The sequence below is a fragment of the Aeromonas sp. Y318-1 genome, assembly GCF_027706125.1.
Lineage (GTDB): Bacteria > Pseudomonadota > Gammaproteobacteria > Enterobacterales > Aeromonadaceae > Aeromonas > Aeromonas hydrophila.
In genome coordinates, this window is sequence record NZ_JAPDCM010000012.1 from 127761 (window position 1) to 149060 (window position 21300).

The 21300-nt window shown below is 63.2% G+C and carries 7 protein-coding genes; 1 reads left to right on the top strand and 6 read right to left on the bottom strand.

Going from position 1 to position 21300, the window contains the following annotated elements; all coding sequences use genetic code 11:
* Nucleotides 1-36: 36 nt before the first annotated feature.
* From fliG to OKB87_RS17935, 5 genes are all read right to left on the bottom strand, one after another.
* Nucleotides 37-1098: a flagellar motor switch protein FliG gene (fliG, locus tag OKB87_RS17915; protein WP_011705273.1), complete on the bottom strand. Its 1062-nt coding sequence runs from the start codon at nucleotides 1096-1098 to the stop codon at nucleotides 37-39.
* Nucleotides 1091-2803, bottom strand: coding sequence for a flagellar basal-body MS-ring/collar protein FliF (fliF, locus tag OKB87_RS17920; protein WP_016350050.1), 1713 nt, complete (start codon nucleotides 2801-2803; stop codon nucleotides 1091-1093). Before fliF ends, fliG begins: the two co-directional genes overlap by 8 nt.
* Before the next feature lie 57 nt (nucleotides 2804-2860).
* A complete protein-coding gene (fliE, locus tag OKB87_RS17925; protein ID WP_011705271.1) occupies nucleotides 2861-3178 on the bottom strand; it encodes a flagellar hook-basal body complex protein FliE in 318 nt (105 codons plus the stop codon).
* A 202-nt stretch (nucleotides 3179-3380) separates the two neighbouring features.
* On the bottom strand, nucleotides 3381-4157 hold the full coding sequence (gene befA / locus OKB87_RS17930) for a beta cell expansion factor BefA (protein WP_270828182.1): 777 nt from the start codon (nucleotides 4155-4157) through the stop codon (nucleotides 3381-3383).
* A 226-nt stretch (nucleotides 4158-4383) separates the two neighbouring features.
* Complete coding sequence (locus OKB87_RS17935; RefSeq protein ID WP_270828183.1) at nucleotides 4384-5475, bottom strand: HD-GYP domain-containing protein; 1092 nt, start codon at nucleotides 5473-5475, stop codon at nucleotides 4384-4386.
* A 270-nt stretch (nucleotides 5476-5745) separates the two neighbouring features.
* Between OKB87_RS17935 and rimO the strand changes: the two genes are divergently transcribed.
* Nucleotides 5746-7074: a 30S ribosomal protein S12 methylthiotransferase RimO gene (gene rimO, locus OKB87_RS17940; RefSeq protein ID WP_011705268.1), complete on the top strand. Its 1329-nt coding sequence runs from the start codon at nucleotides 5746-5748 to the stop codon at nucleotides 7072-7074.
* 149 nt (nucleotides 7075-7223) lie between these two features.
* On the opposite strand, the gene rtxA is transcribed toward rimO, so the two are convergent.
* Complete coding sequence (rtxA, locus tag OKB87_RS17945; protein WP_270828185.1) at nucleotides 7224-21293, bottom strand: MARTX multifunctional-autoprocessing repeats-in-toxin holotoxin RtxA; 14070 nt, start codon at nucleotides 21291-21293, stop codon at nucleotides 7224-7226.
* Nucleotides 21294-21300 lie beyond the last annotated feature (7 nt).

A 21300-nucleotide genomic window follows, 5' to 3' on the forward strand; every position in this document is an offset into this window, starting at 1 on the left:
TGCCCGGTCTGCTATTCACGCCGACGTGACCGCTCATCAGAGGAACTCCTCGCCGCCACCGGCACCCAGCATGATCTCGCCGGCATCCGCCAGACGGCGGGCGATGGAGAGGATCTCCTTCTGGGCGGCTTCCACTTCGGAGACCCGGATCGGCCCCATGGCCTCCAGATCGTCCGCCAGCATCTCGGCGGCCCGCTTGGACATGTTCTTGAATACCTTCTCGCGCATCTGATCGTCGGAGCCCTTGAGCGCCCGTTGCAGCAGATCCCCCGGCACTTCCCGCAGCATGGTCTGGATGCCGCGATCGTCCACATCGATGAGGTTTTCGAACACGAACATCAAATCCTGGATCTGCTGGCTCATCTCCTCGTCCGACTCGCGGATGGAGTCCATCAGCTGGCCTTCGATGTTGGTGTCGAGGTAGTTCATGATGTTGGCTGCCGCCTTCAGGCCGCCCATCTTGGCTGCCTGGGCACCCGCCGCACCGGCGAACTGTTTCTCCATGATGTCGTTGAGCTCTTGCAGTGCCGCCGGTTGCACCTCTTCCAGGTTGGCGATACGCATCACCAGATCGAGGCGCACCTGCTCGGGGAACTGGCTCAGGATCTCGGCCGACTGCTCCGGCTCCAGATAGGAGAGGACGATGGTCTGGATCTGCGGGTGTTCGTTCTGGATGATGCTGGCCACCTGGCGGGCATCCATCCACTTGAGCGAGTCGAGGCCGCGGGCACCTGACCCCAGGATGATCTGGTCCACCAGGTTGCTGGCCTTGTCTTCGCCAAGGGCCGCCACCAGCGCCTTGCGCACGAAGTCTTCGCTGCCGATACCGATGTTGGTGTACTTCTGGATGTCGTCGATGAATTGACGGTGGACCGCCGCCACCCGGTCGTGACTGAAATCCGACATGGAGGCCATCGACATGCCGAGCCGCTGCACCTGCTTGGGCTCGAGATGGCGGAAGATCTGGGCGGCATCCTCTTCGTTGAGGCTCAGCATCAATACCGCCGCCATCTCCATCCCGCTCATCTGATCCAGGATCTGGCGCTGACTGTCGGTGATGTCATTGCCGGTGACCTGTGTCTTGTTTTCGTCAGCCATCTTTGTTCGCTACCCATTCTTTAATGACCTGTGCGGCCAGATCCGGTTCGTTCGCTACCAGCGCACGTACCGCCTTGAGCAAGTCCTCATCACGGTGCAGATCCGGCAGTTTCAGATGGCCGTCACGTACCCCGAACACCGGCTCGGATTCAGCCTGAGCCGCCAGCAGACTGAGCTCGTCATCCCCACCCAAGACGGTGTGGTTGTCGAAGTCCAGTTCCCCTTCCGGCTTGGCATCCGGATAGAGCAGGCGCTTGAGCATGGGCCGCACCACGGTGACGATCAACACTATGATGACCAGCACGGAGGCGGCAATGCGCACCGCACGCCAGAACCAGGGCTGCTCGTAGAGCGGCGCTTCGGCCACGCTCTCAAGCTCGGGCCGGTTGAACGGGATGGCGACCACCTCCAGAGTATCACCACGGGTCACATCAAAGCCAAGGCCACCGCTCAGCAGACGGCGCAGGGTATCGAGTTCGGGCTGGGTACGGGGCTCGCGGGTCACCTTGCCATCGGCAGCGGTAGACGCCTTGTAATCCACCGCTACCGAGACGGTCATGCGGCGAATGCCACCCATCTGGCGCCGGATATGGCTGACGGTGGTATCCAGTTCGAAGTTGCGGGTCGCCTCCTTGCGGGAGCGGCCAGAAGAAGACGCAGTGGTTTCGGCATTGGGGCCGGTCGCCTGCTGCGGAATGTTGGAGGCGGCAGGCGGCTGGTTGGAGAGGGCGCCGGGCACGCCGCCGTTGCTGCCATTGGCGCTGTTCTCTTCCATGGTCATTTCGGAGCGCACCGCCGGCAAGTCCGGGTTGTAGGTCTTGCGGGTCTGCTCCTGCTGGGAGAAGTCGAGGGAGAGATCGACCTCCGCCGTATAATTGTCGGCGCCGAGCACCGGGATCAGGATGGCGTCAATTTTTTGTTTGTATTCCAGTTCCTGCTTCTGCTGCATCGCAAACTCCTTGCGAGTCTGGGCAGAGACGGGATCCTGGGAGCCCGAGTTGAGCAGGCGGCCATTCTGGTCGGTCACGGTGACGCGAGTCGGCTCCAGACCGTGCACCGCGGAGGCGACCATGTCGACGATGGAGTCCACTTCACCCTGGCCGAGGGCATTGCCCTTGAGGCTCAGCACCACAGTGGCGCTCGGTTTGCGTTCGTTGCGGGCAAACACGTTGTCTTTCGGGATGGCCAGCAGCACCTGGGCCTTGGCCACGTTCTGGAACTGCTCGATGGCGCTGGCCAGCTGGCGCTCGCGGCTCAGCTTGAGGCGCTCGCTCTCCATGCGCTGGCTGACGCCAAAGCTGGAGTCCTTGAGCAGGATGTCTTCCCCGTCACTGGTGGTGTCGGTGGCGTTGGCCAGGCCGGCACGGGTCAGCGCCAGCCGGATGCTGGAGTAGTTCTCGGCACTGACCAGCACGCTCTTGCCATCAACCTGATAGGGGATCTTCTGCTGATCGAGGTAGTCGAGGGTCTTGACCAGCTCCTGGGTGGTGTAGGTGCCAAGGGGCCGCATGTCCGGCTCCTTGCCCCACAGCAGGATGAAAACGGCGATCGCCAGACAGATGGCCAACCCCAGGATCAGGGTGATCTGACGCAGCACATCCGTGTTGGACAGAAAGCCGAGTGCTGAACTCTTCTGCTCATTCTCATCGAGGGCGGCACTGCCCTCATCGTTCATCAGCAGTTCGCCGTTTTGGTCATTAGCCACGATTTATGTCCTTATTGCTGACATGTTCATGATGTTCAGTTGCCATGGTGAGCGCGCTTATACCGGCATGTTCATGATGGTCTTGTAGGCATCGACCATCTTGTTGCGTACCTGTACCGTCGCCTCGAAGGCGATGGAGGATTTCTGCCCGGCGATCATCACCTGGGACAAGTCGACCGAGTTGTCGCCCATGTCGAAACGGGTACGCAGATCGTTGGCGGCACCCTGCAACTCGTTGACGTTGCCAAGGGCCTGTTGCAGCAACTGGCCAAAGTCGGACGTGACCTGGCGGCCGGGCTGGGTCAGCGGCGTGGCGCCGGCTTCGACCTTGAGAGCCTGCATCTCTTGCATCAGGCTGCTTGCACTAATTTCCATATTCCATCCCCAGACAAATCATTGACGCTGTCAGGGTGCAAGCAATTAGGGTGCCAACAAGTAGAAAACCACCAGGCAAGCGGGATGAGAGGGGGTAAGCAGGCCGTAACAGGCGATGCGAGGGCAGATTATTTGCCAAGTAGCAGGCCTTCCCGTCAGCCAGCAAGATGCGGGCCGACGGAACAGGCCGGAAAGAGGGTGACTAGCGGGTCAGATCCTTGTCCACCCAGTACTTGGAGCCAGAGATGTTGGCATCGAGCAGCAAGCCTTTCTCGCCGATCTGGTAGATGGCCATGCCACCGTTGTACTTGGCGCTGAGCTCGGCGCTCTCCTTGCCCGCCACGGCCCCCATCTCGGAGGTGGCCTCCCAGCCTTGGCTCACGAAGGCATCGAACCTGGCCTTGTCTTCAAACAGGATCACCTGCTGATAGAACTTGCCACCGAGCCCGGCCGCGAGCCCGGCACCGAACATCTTCATGTAGGTGTGCTTGCCGCTGGTGCGATTGACCGCCACCCCTGCCCCCTGGTTGGTGTGCAACATCAGGGAGAACTTGCGCGAGTCGAACACCGCATAGCCATAAGCCTTGTCAAACAACAGCTTGGCCGAGGGTTGCTGGTTGAACAGCCGCACCAGGGCGGTGTCGGCCATGGTATCGAGGGCAAGCCGCGCCTCGTCGGCCGTCTTGGGCTCGAGCATCTCGTCGAGCTTCTTGTCGGCCACCGTCAGCCACTCCTTGCCTGTGGCCACGCTCTTGTCGGTCCAGGCGCCGGCGGTGTTGAACGCCTCCGAGCCCCACTGGGAAACCGATGCCCAGGTCGCCTTGGAGAAATCCGTGACGCTCTGCCACGCCTCCTTGCTGGTGTCGCTCACCGCGCTGCCGAGCTCGCTTGCGGCCGCCTTCACCTTGGCCCAGTCAGCCAGGCTGGGGGTCGACGCCAGCGCCATGGCCGTTGCTATCACCAGGAATCGAATCTTCATGCTGTGCTCCACCCTTTGTGATGAGTTGATGGTCACAGTAGCAGATCTGGCCAGAGCCGGATAAGCCCAAAGGCATGAGGAGGGTCAATCAGTGACGCTCATCATGATGGGCTTCGTCCGATTGACGGCCTCGACAGGGCTACGCCCGCCGCAGCTCTCACTCTATCTAGGGCAGAACAGCAACAGGGCAGAGCGGGAGGGCGAAAGTAATGACACGGCCCGCCGTCTAGCTGGCGGCGGGCTCTCGGTATTGCTGATGGATGGCGCGAAACGCCTCCTTGTTGCACAGCGCCGCGGCGACACAGGCGGGGTCGAACTGGCTGCCGGCGTGGGTTTCGAGGTAGGCAAAGGCCGCTTCGAACGTCCAGGCCTGCTTGTAGGGTCGCTCGCTGGTGAGCGCATCGAACACGTCGGCCACCGCGACGATGCGGGCCTCCAGCGGGATCGCCTCCCCCGCCAGCCCCTCCGGATAACCCTGCCCGTCGAAGCGCTCGTGGTGATAGGCGATGATGTTCTTGAGCATGTCGGTGTGATGGATGCCGTCGAGACCAAACTCGCTGATCATCAGGGCGATCATCTCCCGTCCCTTGAGCGGGTGGATCTTCATCACCCCGAACTCCTCTGGCGTCAGCTTGCCGGGTTTGAGCAAGATGGCGTCGGGCACCGCAATCTTGCCGATGTCGTGCAGCTCGGAGAAGAGATAGATGAACTCCACCTCTTCGTCGTTCAAGGGATAACGGGTGGCCACGGCGCGGGCGATGAGCCGTGAATAGGCCGACATCCGGTGCAGGTGATTGGCAGTCTCTTCATCCCGGTAGCGGCTGAACTCCCGCGCCGTGGTAAGCGCGCCGCTCAGGGTCTGAATCGAGAAAAACTCCACTGCTATGATGGCCGCCAGGATCTGGGCGTATGCCGCCAGTTCACCGCGGATGACGGGGTCGAAGTAGCCAGGCTCCCTGGCATCGCAAAACAGAAAACCGAACAGCTTGCTGTTGAACAACAGCGGCTCGGTGTAGCTGGATTCATAACCGGCCGCCAGCAGCTTGCGGCTGTGCTCGGAGGGGGAGCCCAGCAGCGAATCCAGCGTGTCGAGCACGCGGGGCTGTTTATGTTCGGCCAGATAGCGCAGGGAGGGGACGTCGCTCAGCTTGACCTCGTACTGCACCAGCGGGGAACTTCCCTCGGTGCTGTGGGCGAAGGTCTTGAGCCTGTCCGTGTGCTGGTCATAAATCGCGATGGCCACCCGGCTCAACTTGTCAAACCGCTGCCTGAGCGTGGCGTGCACGTTCTGCATTCTCTCGCCAAATGAGCTATCCATCCCGTCCTTCCTTCCAGTCTGCCTGCAGGGAGTATAGTGACACCCGTCTTCCCGCTCTCGCAAAATTGAGTTGAAACTCAACAGCCAGCGAACTGACGGGGCAAGGGTGCCGCCATCGGCCCGTATCGGCTCAAAACGGGCCGGCCTTGGCACAATCCTGCCTCACCGGAGATATTGTTCGATTCCGCCGTGCCGGCTGTATAGTTTTTGGTTAGCCATTCCGGTAAAATCCGCGCCCTAAAACTAGAGCCACCTAAGAGTGATTGAGCGATGTCCAACACAAAACAGGCCCCCAAAGTAGGATTCGTCTCCTTGGGTTGCCCCAAAAATCTGGTCGATTCCGAGCGCATCCTGACCCAGCTGCGTACCGAAGGGTACGACGTGGTGCCCAGCTATGACGATGCGGAAGTGGTGGTGGTCAACACCTGCGGCTTCATCGACAGCGCGGTACAGGAGTCCCTGGAAGCCATCGGCGAGGCCCTGGCCGAGAACGGCAAGGTGATCGTCACCGGCTGCCTCGGTGCCAAAGAGAACCAGATCCGCGAGATCCACCCCAAGGTGCTCGAGATCACCGGCCCTCACGCCTATGAAGAGGTGCTGGGCCACGTCCACAAATACGTCGAGAAGCCGACCCACAACCCCTTCACCAGCCTGGTGCCGGCCCAGGGCGTCAAGCTGACCCCCCGCCACTACGCCTATCTGAAGATTTCCGAAGGCTGCAACCACCGCTGCACCTTCTGCATCATCCCCTCCATGCGCGGGGATCTGGTGAGCCGTCCCATCGGCGAAGTGCTGGCCGAGGCCAAGCGCCTGAAAGAGGCCGGTGTGAAAGAGATCCTGGTGATCTCCCAGGACACCTCCGCCTACGGTGTCGACGTCAAGCACCGCACCGGTTTCTACGACGGCATGCCGGTCAAAACCAGCATGGTGGCCCTGTGCGAAGAGCTGGCCAAGCTCGGCATGTGGGTGCGCCTGCACTACGTCTACCCGTACCCGCACGTGGATGACGTCATCCCGCTGATGCGTGACGGCAAGGTACTGCCCTACCTCGACATCCCGCTGCAACACGCCAGCCCGCGCATCCTCAAGCTGATGAAGCGCCCGGGCACCGTCGAGCGCACCCTGGAGCGGATCCAGAAGTGGCGCGAGATCTGCCCCGAGATCACCCTGCGATCCACCTTCATCGTCGGCTTCCCCGGCGAAACCGAAGAAGAGTTCCAGATGCTGCTGGACTTCATCGACAAGGCAGAGCTGGATCGGGTCGGCTGCTTCAAATACAGCCCGGTCGAGGGTGCCAAGGCCAACGAGCTGCCGGACCCGGTACCGGAAGAAGTACAGGAAGAGCGCTTCCAGCGCTTCATGGAGCTGCAACAGCAGGTTTCCATCCGCAAGCTCGCCCGCAAGGTCGGCAAGGAGATGCTGGTGCTGATCGACGAAGTGGACGAAGAGGGTGCCACTGGCCGCTCCGCCGCCGATGCCCCCGAAATCGACGGCCTGGTCTACCTGAACGGTGAAACCGGCCTCAAGCCCGGCGACATGGTCAAGGTCCGCATCGATGAAGCGGACGAGTACGACCTGTGGGCCAGTCTCATCGACTGATCCCCGACAAGCGCCAACAAAAAAGCCAGTCAGTGACCCTGACTGGCTTTTTTGTTGGTGCCTGCGCCGCCCGCTTCGGGTGCGACAGGCATAAAAAAAACCTGCTCCGAAGAGCAGGTTTTTACCTTATGGGAGGGAAGTCAGGTTGCTCAGGCAACCCGGCCCTTGCCCTGGATCACATCACCCCAGGCCGACTGCACCAGGCTGTTGGCCTGGCTGTCGAGCCGGTTGAGCAGGCCCATGTCGCCCGCTTCGGGGGCGAAGCTGCTCATGGCCTGGATCAGGTTGTCCACCGCCTGATGGGAGAGCGCGCTGTAACTGCGCTCGCCGTCAGCCTGCTGCTCGCCAAGCCCGATCACCAGCTGGGCCCGGTTGTCGGCGAAGTAGTTGCTGAAGGTGGCACTGCCCAGCTGCTCGAACTTGCCCTGCTCGCTGGTGCCGTCGGTATGACGGTTGACCAGCAGTTGCAGATCGTAGCCGCTGCGCTTGAACCAGAGATCCCGCCAGCTGACATCGTTGAAGACGATGAAGTCCTCCTTGCCGATGTCCTGCACCAGGTTCTCTATCACGGCGCCACTGAACACGAAGCTGTCGACGCCGGTGCCACCGCTGAACTGGTTCTGATAACCCCCCAGCACCAGCAGGTCATCGCCGGCGCCGCCATTGAGCTGGCTGAACTTGGCGACCTGATCGGCGATCAACCGATCCCGGCCGTCACCACCCCGAATGGTGGCGTGATAGCCCATCAGCTTGACCTGGTTGTTGCCATGTTCGGCCAGCAGACGGTTGTGATTGCCAAACACCATGGCAAAGTCGTCGCCCTCACCGAGCCGGATCTGGTTGTGATGACCTATGGTCACCGTGAAATCCTGATCCGCGCCGGCGTCTATCTGGTTGTAGTTGCCGGAGGTCACCAGATAATCCTGGCCGGCGCCCCCTTCCACTATGCCCTCTTCCCCGAAGATGAAGGCCTGATCGTTGCCCTCCCCCATGAAGGCACGGTTGACACGACCGGCCAGCACGGCGACATCGTCACCCTGCCCGCCGAACATCATGTTCTCCCGACCCATCATGATCCCGGTGTCCTGACCGGCACCGCCGGTGAAGATGTTGGAGGTCCCGGTGGCGTAGAAGACATCGTCCCCGCGGCCACCCCAGAAGTTGTTGTTGTCGCCGAGGTAGGCCCCCAGATCCTTGCCGTCTCCCCCCCAGTTGAAGTTGTAGTTGCCAAGGGAGACATGCATGTCGCCATCCCCCTGCAGGTGACCACTGTTGCGCAGGAAGTCGAAGGTCTGCTCCTTCATGTTGAGCAGGTCTGCCGTCAGGTTCTGCTTGAGGTTGCTGGCAAGCGCCATCACCTCCGCCTGCTTGTCCCGGTTGAACAGGGTGGCAAACAGGTTGGGCAGACTCAGCGCATTGAAGCCGAAGGCCCGCTCCTCGGTGGCGGCCGGCAGCGCCGCCGGCTTGGCGTCGTTACCCTGCTGCACCGTCAAGGTAGCGGACTTGGCCTCCTCGGGGGCCTCATCCTGCAGGCCATGGCTGCGGGCAAAGCTGCTGAGAGCATCCTCCCCCAGATCCAGCCCGGCCTTGAGCTGATCGAGCCACTTGGCCGGATCGGTCAGGCTTTTGAGCTGATCGCCACCAAACTCGGCGATGACGCCCAGCATCTCCTGCAACATAGCCGGCGCATCGATGGCCGCCCCATCGCGGGCCACCAGCTCACCACGAGCGTTGTAATCCACGCCGAAGATGTCCGCCAGCGTGGTATCGGCCCCCACCCCAGCCAGGCGCCCCAGCAACCGGTTCTGCAGCTGACGTGGCAGATCGGTCGGGGTGAAGGTAAAGGTGGTTTTCGCCTGCCCGCTTGCGGTGAACTCCTGGGTCATCAGCCCGAACAGGGAGCCCAGGTTGGTGTCCAGGATGGCCTGGATGTTGTCACCGAACACGAAGTTCCAGTTGCCCGTGGTCACCTGGATGTCGGCCCCCTGACCGGCCACGGCGAAGTTGAAGACCAGCTTCTCGTTGGCCTGGCGCAGCTTGTCCGCCCGGCTCAACGGTCCCTGTTCGCCCTGGCCGCCGCCCGAGATCCGCTTGTTGAACTCCTTGTTGAGGGTTGCCTCCAGATCGCTCTTGAGCCCGCGGCTGCTGCGCTCATGGTCGCTGTCCAGACGCGTGAGCGAGCCGTATTCGACGCTGCTGGTCTGATCCAGACCGGCCATGTCGGCCACGAACTTGTTGGCACCTGCCAGGGTCCACTGCTCCCACTGGCTGGCCACCCAATCCGGCTTGGCACTGTCACCGGCGATCTGCTGGAGGGCACCGGCAATACGGGCCGCCCCGCCAAACGGGTTGACCAGCGGCGGAGTGGGGATGGATTTTTCCAGCATCACGATGAGATCGTTGCTGCGCCCCTGGTTGAAGCTGACGTTGCGTTGCCCCACGAACAGCTGGGCCCCTTCCAGCGCCCGGTAGCCGGCGATGTCGACGCTGTGTTTGCTGTCGCCATCCCCGATGTGCACCATGACGTTGTTGTCGCCGAAGGCCAGCGACTTCATGCCGCCCGTGCCCACTTTGACCCCCAGGTTGGTGGTCCCCCAGTTGAGGGCGGTGAACTCGCCATCCCCCACGTCGACCTGGATGTTGCCCGAGTAGCTGACCGCATTGTCGGCCTGGCTCGAGGCCGTTTCCGGCTGGCGCTGTTTGTCGGGTGCGACGAAGGTCTCGTCGTTGTCGGCAATGGCGCCCCGGGCACGGCTTTCGCCCTCGCCCTGGCCCACTTTCGCCAGATCGATATCCCCTTCTGCCACGCCGCCGCGTACCCGCTCGGTGTGCACCACAGGTTCGCCGGCGTCATCCAGGGTCAGCACCACCTTGTTGGCTGCCACCTTGCGGGCCCAGACATCCGCCTCATCGCGGGTATGCTTGCGCCCGCCCTGATCGACCGCCACCTCGCTGCTGCGGGCCGATACCTGGGTACGGATCCCCTCGCCATCCAGTGCCTGAATAAAGCGGCGGGCAAAACCGGTCTGCAGGTCGTCACTCACCAGAGAGCAACCTACCAGACTGATGTGGCTCGGCTTGGTGGTCACGCCAGCCTCTTGCTGCAGGCGATCGCCCAGGCGGCGCAGATGCCCGGCCAGCTCGTCGGCGCTGTAGCCGCTGAGACGACTGTTGTTCTGCCCGTCCGCATCGCGGCCATGGCCGACCACCTGCCAGCGGATATTGCCGGCCAGTTGCGCAGGGTCGCCATACACCACCCGATAGTTGCCATCCGCATCCAGCTGTACCACCAGACTGCGGTCGGGGTGCTTGCCGGCCAGGCTGGCCGCGGCCTTGGCGGCCACCTGATCATCTTCGGTCTGGATGATGATCTGGCTGGTGAAGCGGGTCTCGCCCCCTTCGCTGCCTGGCGCCACCTCAGGTCGCTGCCACTGCTCGACCCGCTGGTTGCGAACCGGCTGATCCGCACCATCCAGCGCCGCCGGCGGCGTCCACTTCCTGGCGACATCTGCGTACTCGACCCGCTGACTGACATCGTCCGCCTGCAGGTGGAAGCGATTGTCCGCATCCACCTTCAGGGCCGGCAGCCCCAGGCGATGGGTGATGCCGGGCACAAAGCCTTCGATCCCCTTGTGGGACGCCAGGTGCGCACTGCCGTAGATGGCGACGAATTTCTCACCAGCTGGCAGCTTGCCCAGTACGTCGACGGCGACATTGTTGGCTGCCCCAGCCCGGTACATCAGGCCGTGCTCGGTCCCGCCGATGACGGGTCTGGCGGTACTGCCATCGTCCAGCGCCACGATCCGCAGCCCCCGCTCCCGGGCCCGCTCGAACAGGGAAGGCTCCAGATGCTTGCTCTTGAGCATGGTCGCCAGCTCGGGAGACATTTTACCCCCCGCCAGATAACGGTCGATCAGCGGCTGCGCCAGCTCACCACGCAGATGCTCCAGGCCGATGACGGTCACGCCCTGGGCCTTGAGTGCATCCATCTGCTCATTGACGAACCGCAGGCCGTTGACGTCGCTGCCATGGGTTTCACCAATGAGCAAGCCATTACGGTTATCCAGCAGGCGTGCCAGTTGTCCGGCCAGCGTGCTATCCCCATCCAGCTGCGCGTTCAGCGTCCGCAGGGCGTCGTCACCATAGCGGGCATCCCAGGCAGCCACATCGGTCTGTTTGCTGCTGTGATAGATGTTTTCGATCTGCTCGATGCGGCGAGACTCCAGCTCACCGAGGTAACGTCGGTCACCGAACTTGTCCAGCATGATGTGCTCGGCAGAGAGCTCCGAACCGGGTGCAGCCTGCTTGGCAGCCTCCTTGATGAAGTAGACCGCCATCTGGGCGGACTGCTCCCCCGTCAGGTCCTGCAGCTCCTGATAGGAGTAACCCAGATGAAGCACCTTGCGGGTGTCGTCCAGCACGGCCCGGCTCAGCAGCCCTTTCCCCTGGGCCTCGGTCAACCACTTCTTCAGGTCACCATGGTGTTCGCCCAGCGCGATGTGGAAGCGGGCATCAAACGGCAAATCCGCCGGCACGGCCCCCTCATATCCAGCCTTGGCCGCCAGATAGGGGTCTTGCGTTGCCCAGCGCAACACCATCTGGGTGAGACCCGGATGTTGGCCCTGCACCTCTTCGGCGGCCTTGCCGATGACAATGGCAGCCAGGTCCGGGCGGGTCTTGGCCAGCGCCGTTACCTCGGCTTGCAGCGAGGCCATCTCACCGCGATAGAGATTGCCGTTAAGCTGACTCTGCAGCTTGCTCAGCGCCGGGTTTCTGCCAGAACCTTCGTGCTTGACCAGGTAGTCGTCGATCAGATTGTTCAACCGCAATGCGGCCTCTACCTTGGCCTGCCCGCTGGCACCGTGCAGCGTGGCGAGCTGATCCAGGATCTGCTGATAAGATTCGCCAATGGGTTTGGCAAAAACCTGGGCGGCTTTTTTCAGCTCATCCGGGCTGTAGAGATCGGCAAACAGCTTGGCTGTGTGCTCCGTCACCACCGTTTTGCCCGGCAGATCCGCCATCGGACTCTCGTCAAATACCGGCAACTGCAGGATCTCCTGCAAGGTGACCTTGTTGGCCAGATCCTTGGACGGCTTGAAGCGGGCGAGCTCAGCGCCGTTCATCTCGCTGACCCTAAAGAACAGCGGCTTGCCGTCCGGCCCCGGCTCGAGGTGGTAGCCGTTGGCCATGTCCAGCCCCTCTTTGCCGAAGAAGCGGGTCATGTAACGACTGAACTTCTCGGCGGAGGAGAATTCGACGATACCGGCATTGGGATCGTAGAAGCCATAGATCCGGCCAGACTCCCCCTGCTTGGCCCAGGCCGCCATGGCGTGGCCCGGTGCATCCAGCTCCAGCAACACGGGAGCATCACTGCCCTTGGCGGTCAGCTTGGTGAGCACGGTGTCGAGGGAGATGGCATTCTTGCCCTCCCACTTCTCCTTGACGATGTCGTACTTGATGCTGCGCAGGCTGTCGTAGTTGTAGGCGGCCGGCGTGTTGGTATGGATCTCCGCCAGGCTGCCCACCAGCTTGCGGGCATTCTCCAGCTCGGTTGCCGAGTAGCGATCCGGGTTGTTGATGACCGCCGCCGCGGAGTAGAGCTTCTCCATCATGCGCCGCGCCAGATCGGGCTGCCCCTCGCTCTCCAGCTGCTTGGCGACCAGCACCAGCTTGGAGAGGGGATCGCAACGACCACCGAAGCCGTCATCCGCCAGATTGAGCAGCAACAGCTGGGGAGCCAGATGTTCTCTGGCATGCGGATCCGTGCCACCTTGTGAGGCCACGTCGCGGAACAGACGGTTGGACTGCTCAATCCTGGGCTTGATGGTGCTCTTGAGCGCCCGGTTTTCGATCTCCCAGGCCAGCGCCCCCTGCTGCTGTGGCGTCAGGCTCGGCTGGACGAACAGGTCCACTAGCTGGGTCATACTCATGTCGGGCTGGAAGCCCTCGACCACCTTGCCGGCCAACCCTTGCTGATACCCGGCCAAGAAGGCCTTGGTGGTACGGATGTCTCTGGTCGCCCCGTTGCTGCCCACCTGTGGAGCGAGCGCCTCCTGATAGCGCTTGAGATCGCGCCTGATGGCCTCGATGCCCTTGAGTGGCGCCTCAATGTCTGCAGCCGGCGGCGTGCGGTTGAACAAGTCACCCACGATCTGCTCGGCGTACTGGCTCATCAGGCGGTTGCTGGCCAGATGGCCATAGAAGGTCTGCTCGCCACTGACCTGATAACCGGCCACCGCCAGCTTGGCCCGCAGTTTTTCCCCTTCGCTGCCGAGCCCTTCGTTATCGGTCAACAGCATGATGGGCGTGCTCTTGGGCAGGCCGTCGAGATTTTTCTCCACTGAGAAACGACCGTTGATCGCCTTGGCGATCGCCCCCACCAGACCACCCGGGTTGGGCAGCTCGTGGGCCGTGATAGCCTTGCTCATGCTGGGCATGGGGCGATCGAGCAGCAGCCCGCCCACCGGCTTGCCCTGCTCGGCGGCATAACGGGCCAGATCGGCGGCAATGGGGCCGCCCATGGAGTAGCCGTGGATCAGGATCTTGCCAGGCGCCACCCCACGCTCTTCCACCAGATAGCGGAACATGGTGCGGGCATCCTGGTAGACCCCCTGCTCACTGGGTCCGCCATCGCTGGCCCCATAACCACGCAAGTTGACCGCCAGCATGTCGACGCCCTGCTTCTGATAGTGGCTGCGAACCGCATCGGCCTGCTCCTCGGCGGAAGAACCCGACCCGTGCAGGAACAGCACCACCTCGGGCTTGCCATCCTGCGGCGTCCCTGGCCGCTCGACCCCCTTGTGCAGGTAACCGGACAGACGGCCGGCATCCCCTTGCAGGGTCACCTGCTCGGCCTCGCCCTTGCTCACCGCATGGTCGAGCAGTTGGCGGGTGATGTCGCCCACCTGGCGCCGCTCATCGCGGGTACCGTAGAGGTTGTCATTGAGGAAGCGGGTCAGCGGATTGAGTGGCTGCTTGTCCAGCGGGGCCGTATCGGCATTCGCCACGACCGGGCTCTGGTCTCCCGGTTTGTGGCCACCCAGGGCCTGCAGTCCGCTCGCCTCCTGCGCTTGATGCTCGGCGGTGAGCCGGCTCCATGCCTCGGCATGGTTGGCCATTACCCACTCGGCCTTGTGGTTGGCAGAGGCCACCTTCTTGGCATTCTTGACCGGCGGCAACCCCTGGCTCTCCCGATATGCCTGATACCAGCTGTCGAAGTCCGCGCTCTGCTCGACCAGATTGTTGACTGCCGCCACTATGGTGCGACGACTGACGGGGTCGAACTGGTCGAGGGTCTTCAGCTCCACCCTGGCGGTCGATTCCGACTTCGGCACAAACTGGCTCAGCTCGTTCGGCACCTGGCGGAACTCGAACAGGATGGCCGGCTCGGGGTGCTTGCTGTCCCCCGTGGTCGCATTGTTGATGCCATGCCCGGCCACTTCGCCACCAAACTTGAAGTAGTCATAGATGTTCTGTGCCAGCGCCGGTGAATAGGCCGACTTGAGGGTCGCCAGGATCTGCTCGGACACCAGCTTGCGGTCATGGGCACTGAGCAGGGCCAACATGGCCACCGGCTTGGTTCTCGGCAGGATTTCCCAGGCATTCTTGACCTTGGGATCGGTCAACCCCTGGGCGTTGGGCGTGATCCCCTCGGCCAGCGGATCCCAGTCATTGATGTGAATGCCGTATTCCCGGGCCAGATCGGCCGTCTTGCCATAAATGGAAGTGAGGTAGGCAAACACATTCTGTGCGGTGGCCGCATCCTCCCACTGCACATTGGCCGTGTTGGACAACAGCAGATCCTTCAGCTCGGGGTGATACCAGGGTGCGGACTCCAGCAGCCGGATCTCCTGGGAAGAGCCGCTACCAAACGCCTTGGCGCTGACCGCCACGGTCGCCTGCTGGCCGCTCGGCGTCATGCCGATGGTCTGCCCCTGACCGTCACGGGCGGCACCATTGCCGGCCGCGATCACGTGGTTGGCATTGGAAATGACCAGGGTGAAACGGCCATCCTCGCTCACGAGATCGGACAGTCTGGTGTGATTGGTCTGGCTGATGTGCTGGGTGAACTCTCTGGCAAGCCAGAGCATGGCCTCCTTGCGAGCTTCCACCGCCTGCTGATCCTGCATCTCGCTTGGATAGGTCACCAGCTCGATGGTGTGGGTCTGCCACTGGTTGATCCCTTTGACATCGCTGATCCCGGCGGGATTGGTGTACCCCCCCTGGTTCATGTCCTTGGTCAGCATGAACAGCGGGTTGCCTGCCGCATCGTGCACATAGCCAAACTTTTGTGCCGAGTTCTTCGGCAACGCCACCACCAGCCCAGTCAGCTCGTTCTCGATGCCGATGGAAGAGCCGTCGAAGTGGCTGCTGAACTCAGGCACGGCCTTGCTGCCCGTGCGGGGGCCATGCAGACCGGTGAGATCCACGGCCGCCGTGGCCAGCACCTCATGCTGCTGCGCCGGTTTGGTCGCCGTGGCTGTCGCCTGCACCTCCTCCTGCACCAGGCTCGGTGCTGAGGTCGGCGTTGGAGTCGGGGCCACCGGTTGACGGGAGCCGGCATTGATCTGCAGCCGGTTGACCGCCGCCAGCGCTCCGTCGAGGGCGGACTGCTCCTGCTCGCTCAGCCCGGTGGCGGTGTCGATGGCCGAAGGCGGAACTTCATCAGGAGCCGACAAGGTACCGACGGCGGGCACATCCAGCTCGCCGGTCTGCAACAGGGGCTGCCCGGTTGCCGTCGACGGGCCGGACTGAACGCCCTGGCGGGTCGGCTTGTCGCCGCTTTGCTTGAGGCTCGCCGCATTCTGTTTGGCCTGGTTGGCCTGCAAGCCGGCCTGACTGGCCGCCTGCTCGCCGGCGAGCTGTGCCTGGCTGGCACTCGCTTCGCCCTGCTGCTGCCGCGATGTCGCCTCCCCCTGGCGAACCAGCGCGTCGAGACGACGCTGTTCTGCCTGCGCAGCCCTGTGCTGGCCCGCCGCCTCGGCGTCACCCTGCAGCTGTTCGCTGCGCTGCTGACCCGTTTTGGACTTGGCCAGCGCGCTGTCTAGCTGCTGGTGCTGCGCCTCATGGCGAGATCTGGCCTCTGCGATCGCCGTGCCGGCCGTGTTGCCGGCATCGTCCAGATCTTCCTGGACCGTGCTCAGCAGGCGGTCGGCAAAGCCGGTGCGCCAGTGCTGGCCGGACAGCTCGCTCGCCGCGTCGGACGCTCTGACCTGCTCGAAGCGACGCGCCAGCGTATCGAGCTGCGCCGTCATCTCGCGGGATTCCGCCTCGATGGCGGCACGCTGATCCTGACCATTTTGCGCCAGCTTGTGCTGATCGGTGGCCTCCAGCTGGGCCTGGCTCCCGGCAATGGCGGCCAGCTGCTGCCCCTTCTCCTGCTCGAGTCGCTGCTTGTCGGCGTCGGCACTCGCCTGATCGCCTCTCGCCCGGGCCGCATTGTCGTCTTGCGCCAGCTGGGCGCTGACCTGGCCTATCTCGGCCTTGCCAGAGGCGGTGGCCTCCACGTTGTCGAGCAGGTAGCCAAGGCCGTTGCTCTCACCGGTACCGCGGAACGCCAGGGTATTGGTACCCTCTCTGGCCGTCAGCGTCAGCGCCTTGCTCTGCCAGCTGCTGGCATCCCCCTCGCTGGCAAACACCCGCTCGCCATTCCACAACACCTCGATGCCGTGTTGCAGGGAAATATTGGCCCGGCGGGCAAAATCAAATGTCAGGTTGACGGTCTCGCCCGCCTTGAGGCCGGCAAGATCCTGGGAAATCTGGGTATTGCGGTCAGTCGACAGTTCGCTGACCCGGGCACCGTGCCCGTCGGCAGCCAGCCCGTAGGTGGCGGCGGAAAAATCGGCCTCGATCCCGTCACCGGCATGCTGCCAGCCGTGGGCGCCCCGCTCGAAATCGCCGTTGACGATGAGGTTTTCACCGCCCCTTGCCAGGCCTTGCTCATCGAGCTGCAGCGCCTTGTCCATGGCCTGCTCGTCGCGCTCGCCGGCCTGGCTCACCTTGCCGGTCAGACTGCCGGCCAGGGAGGATTTCACCTCGCTGATCTCGTCCAGACCAAAGCCGCTCAGTCCCTGCACCTCGCCCAGGCTGGCCGCTTGCGGCGCCTTGAGCGGGCCCTCTTCGTCCCCCTGCACCAGATAGTTGATGGCCTGGTTGCCGGCGCTGCCGAGCAGGGTCTGCTTGATGTTGTCAAACAGGGTGCCGAGCTTGTTGCTGCTGGTGTTGCTGCTGGCGATGGCCAGGCTGTAGAAATCGCCATTGCCGATCTTGATGGCCACGTTGTGGCGGGCATAGGCCGCCGTGATGTCCAGTCCGTCACCGATCTGGACGTTGGCATTGCCCTTGCCCTTCATGACAGCGATGTTGAGGCCGTTCCCCACCTTGGTGTTGAGGTTGTAATCACCCCACGCCAGGTTGACGGTGGTGCCATCACCCACCTTGACGTTGTTGTTGAACTTGCCGTAGGCGGCCGTCACGCTCAGACCGTCCCCTACCGTGGTGGTCTGGTTGACCTCCCCTTTGGCGAGGGTAACCTGGATGCCGTCCCCCACCCGGGTGACGATATTGGCCTTGCCAAGCAGCGCCTGATAGCCATCGCCCTCCCCGACCTGGGTCACTATGTTCGCATCGCCCTTGGCCAGCACGACCTGACGACCATCCCCTACCTTGGTGATGACGTTGGCCTTGCCCCAGGCGCCGGTGTAGCCGTCGCCGTTGCCGACCTGGGTGACCAGGTTGGCCTCCCCTTGCAGCACGGCCACTTCACGCCCATCACCCACCTTGGTCAGCACATTGGCGCGGCCCTTGGCGAAGCTGTAACGATCGCCGTTGCCGACCTGGGTCAGCAGGTTGACGTCGCCCCAGGCGCCCTGTACCACCAGCCCGTCACCCACCTTGGTGATGAGGTTGGCGCGCCCCTTGGCCAGACCGATGGTGCTGCCGGCTCCGACGTGGGTCATCACGTTGCCCACCTCGGAGATGAGCAGACCCACGGTGGTGCCGTCACCTATCTTGGTCAGCAGGTTGCCCTTGCCCCACAGCACGCCGGCAGTGGTGCCATTACCCACGTGGGTCAGCACGTTGGCATCGGCCTTGGCGATGGCGCCGAGGAAGTCATCCCCCACCTTGGTGATGATGTTTGCCTTGCCCAGCGCCAGCACACCGGTCAGACCGCTGCCGACATGGGTCACTATGTTGGCCTTGCCGAACAGGGCTGCCAGCGTGGTGCCGTTGCCCACCTTGGTCATCACGTTCAGCTCGCCGGCAAACAACCCCAGGCTGGTGCCGTTGCCGATGTGGCTGTAGACGTTGGCCTTGCCGATCATCAGCGCGGCTGTCAGGCCATCCCCCACCTTGGTGAACAGGTTGGCCTGCCCCAGCATGGCGGCGAAAGTCTCGCCTGCACCGACGTGGGTGAAGACGTTGGCATTGCCCACCATGGCGGCCAGCGTCATGCCATTGCCCACCTTGGTCGCCAGGTTGCCCTGGGCCAGCATCAGCGCCACGGTCAGGCCGTCACCGATATGGGTGAAGACGTTGGCCTTGGCCACCATCAGCGCCAGTGCATTGCCATCGCCGACCTTGGTGAAGACGTTGGCCACCCCGCCCATCAGGGCCCAGGCATCGCCTTGGCCTATCTGGGTAAACAGGTTGCCGGCGCCGATCATGGCGGCAATCGCCGTGCCGTCGCCCACCTTGGTAAACAGGTTGCCAGCGGCCCCCATCACGCCCAAGGTGTCGCCGTTGCCGACATGGGTCAGCACGTTGGCGCCCCCCAGCATCACCGCAGAGAGATCGCCATCACCGACCCGGGTCAGCACGTTGGCAGCCCCCAGCAACAGCGCCTGGGTATCCCCCTGACCAATCTGGGTCAACACGTTGGCGCCGCCTCCCAGAATCGCCTGCACCTTGCCGTTGCCCTTCTTGGTCAGCACGTTGGCACCGCCCAGCAGCACGGCGCGGGTGTCGGCAGTCTCCTCGCCCTGAGTGACGTGAGTCAGCACGTTGGCGCCGCCCAGCAGGCCGGCGGTCAGTTGACCCGCACCCAGCTTGGTCAGCACATTGGCCCCACCCACCGACAGGGCGTCGAGCCGGCCGTTGCCGACCTGGGTCAGCAGGTTGAAGCCGCCCCCCGCCAGCCACAGGCCCTGGCCGTCGCCCAGCTGGGTATGGGTGTTGTAACCGCCCAGCATGACCACCTGGCTGTCGCCACGACCCTGCTGTACCGAGATGTTGCCATAGGCCAGCAGACGGGCCAGGTACTCGCCGTCACCGCTGCGCACCAGCACGTTGGCCGCACCGGCTGCATAGACATCCATCCGACCCTGGGCGCCCTGATGAACCAGCACGTTGGCCAGGCCCGCCCCACGGAACACCAGGTCGCCGCGCTGGCCGCGCTTGATCAGCACGTTGGCCGCACCGGCGCCGTTGAAGTGGATGTTGCCCTCGGTCACATCGGACTCGATGACGTTGCCGCCACCGGCGCCGTCAAAGAAGATGTCGCCCTTGCTCTTGCCGCCACTTTGCTGGCGGGGCAGCAACAGCTGGCTGGAGAACTCGCGGGTAGCCGGCAGTCGATCCGACACGGCTGTGACGGTATCGAGCTGGTAGCGCACCTCGCTCAGGGAGTACGCCCCTGTCCCCATGGAGGTGAAGCCGGTACGCTCCGAAATGACCTGATTGGCCAGCCCCGCCAGGTGGTTGCCCTCCTTGTACCAAGCCTTGGCCAGGTACTTGAGTGCCCCGGTCTCCCGATCATTGGCCAGCTCCACCACCACTATCTTGGTGTAGGGACCAAGCTGCTTGGCAAACACATAGGTGTTGGCTTGTACCTGGGATTTCACCGCGTTTACGTCAACCTTGGTGCCATCCCGATAAACGGCGTAGCCGCTCATCTTGGCGCTGGAGAGCGTCACGTCGGTAGCCGACACGTTCACCCCGCCACCGTAGTTGATCCAGCTGTTCTCGGTCAGATCCGCTTCCACCGCCTCCAGCTTGATGCGCTGGCGCCGCTCGAACACCAGATCGCTCAGCCGATAGGCGCCGTCGGTTTGCGTCGAGACGAAGCTGTTGCCCGCATCAATTTGACGAGCGGCCAAGCCATCGAGGTGGTTCCCCTCCTTGTACCAGGAGGTGGCGTGATAGCGCAGGGCACCATTCGCGCCATCGTTGGAGAGCTCTACCCGGTTGACCTTGGTGTACATGCCGTCAAAGAAGGCAAACAGGTAGGTATTGGGCTGCAGGCTGGACTTGATGGCCGTGACGGCCTGGGACTGGTTGATCCAGCTGCCGCCCATGGTGGCGGTGGTCAATGCGATCTCGTCGGCACGGGCGCCGGCGAAGGGGGAGCTGTCGCTGTCCGAGCCCTTGCGGGAGAGATGGTTGTAACCCCCCGCCCCCTTGAAGTGGATGTTGCCCTCGGCCACGTCCGACAGCAGCCGGTTGTAGCCGCCAGCCCCGTTGAAGCGGATGTCGCCACGGGTCTGCAGGTACTCATCCTGCTCGTTGCGCAAACGGGAGAGCTCGTTCCAGCCGCCGGCCCCGTTGAAGCTGATATCCCCCTCGCGCCCCTTGCGAAACACCTTGTTGTAGGCACCGGCGCCGTTCAGGGTGACGTTGCCGGACTCCACCTGGGAGCTGATGATGTTGGCCGCACCGGCCCCCGAGAAGTGGATGTTGCCCTGCGAGCCCTGATACTGGCTGTGCCAGGTGCGGTCCAGCTTGTTGGCCGCCCCGGCGCCGCTGTAGCTCAGATCGCCGCGGTCGGTCTGGTGCCAGAGCTTGTTGTAGCCACCGGCCCCTTCGAAGCTGACGTTGCCGCTGATCCCCTTGCGGGTCAGGAAGTTGGCCAGCGCCGCTCCCTGATAGCGGATGTCACCGTCACGCCCCTGATGATCGATGTTGGTCGCACCGCTGGCGCCGGCAAAGTGGACGTTGCCGGACTGGGACTTGCTGATGTCGGCATAGCCCGCCGCCCCCTTGACGGTCAGGTTGCCGGAGTCGTCAACCACCTTGAGGTAGGCGGCACCGCCATAGACGCTGTCGTTGCCCGTACCGGTATAGACGGTGGCACCGATGGAACCGACCCTGATGGTGTCGTCACCACCATAGGCGCGGATGACACCGCCAAAGCCATAGGCATCGATCTCATTGTTTCCGTCATCTGCCGTGTAATTACCGGTAAAGAAGTACTCAATACTTCTCCATACACTCTTTCCCATGTATTAA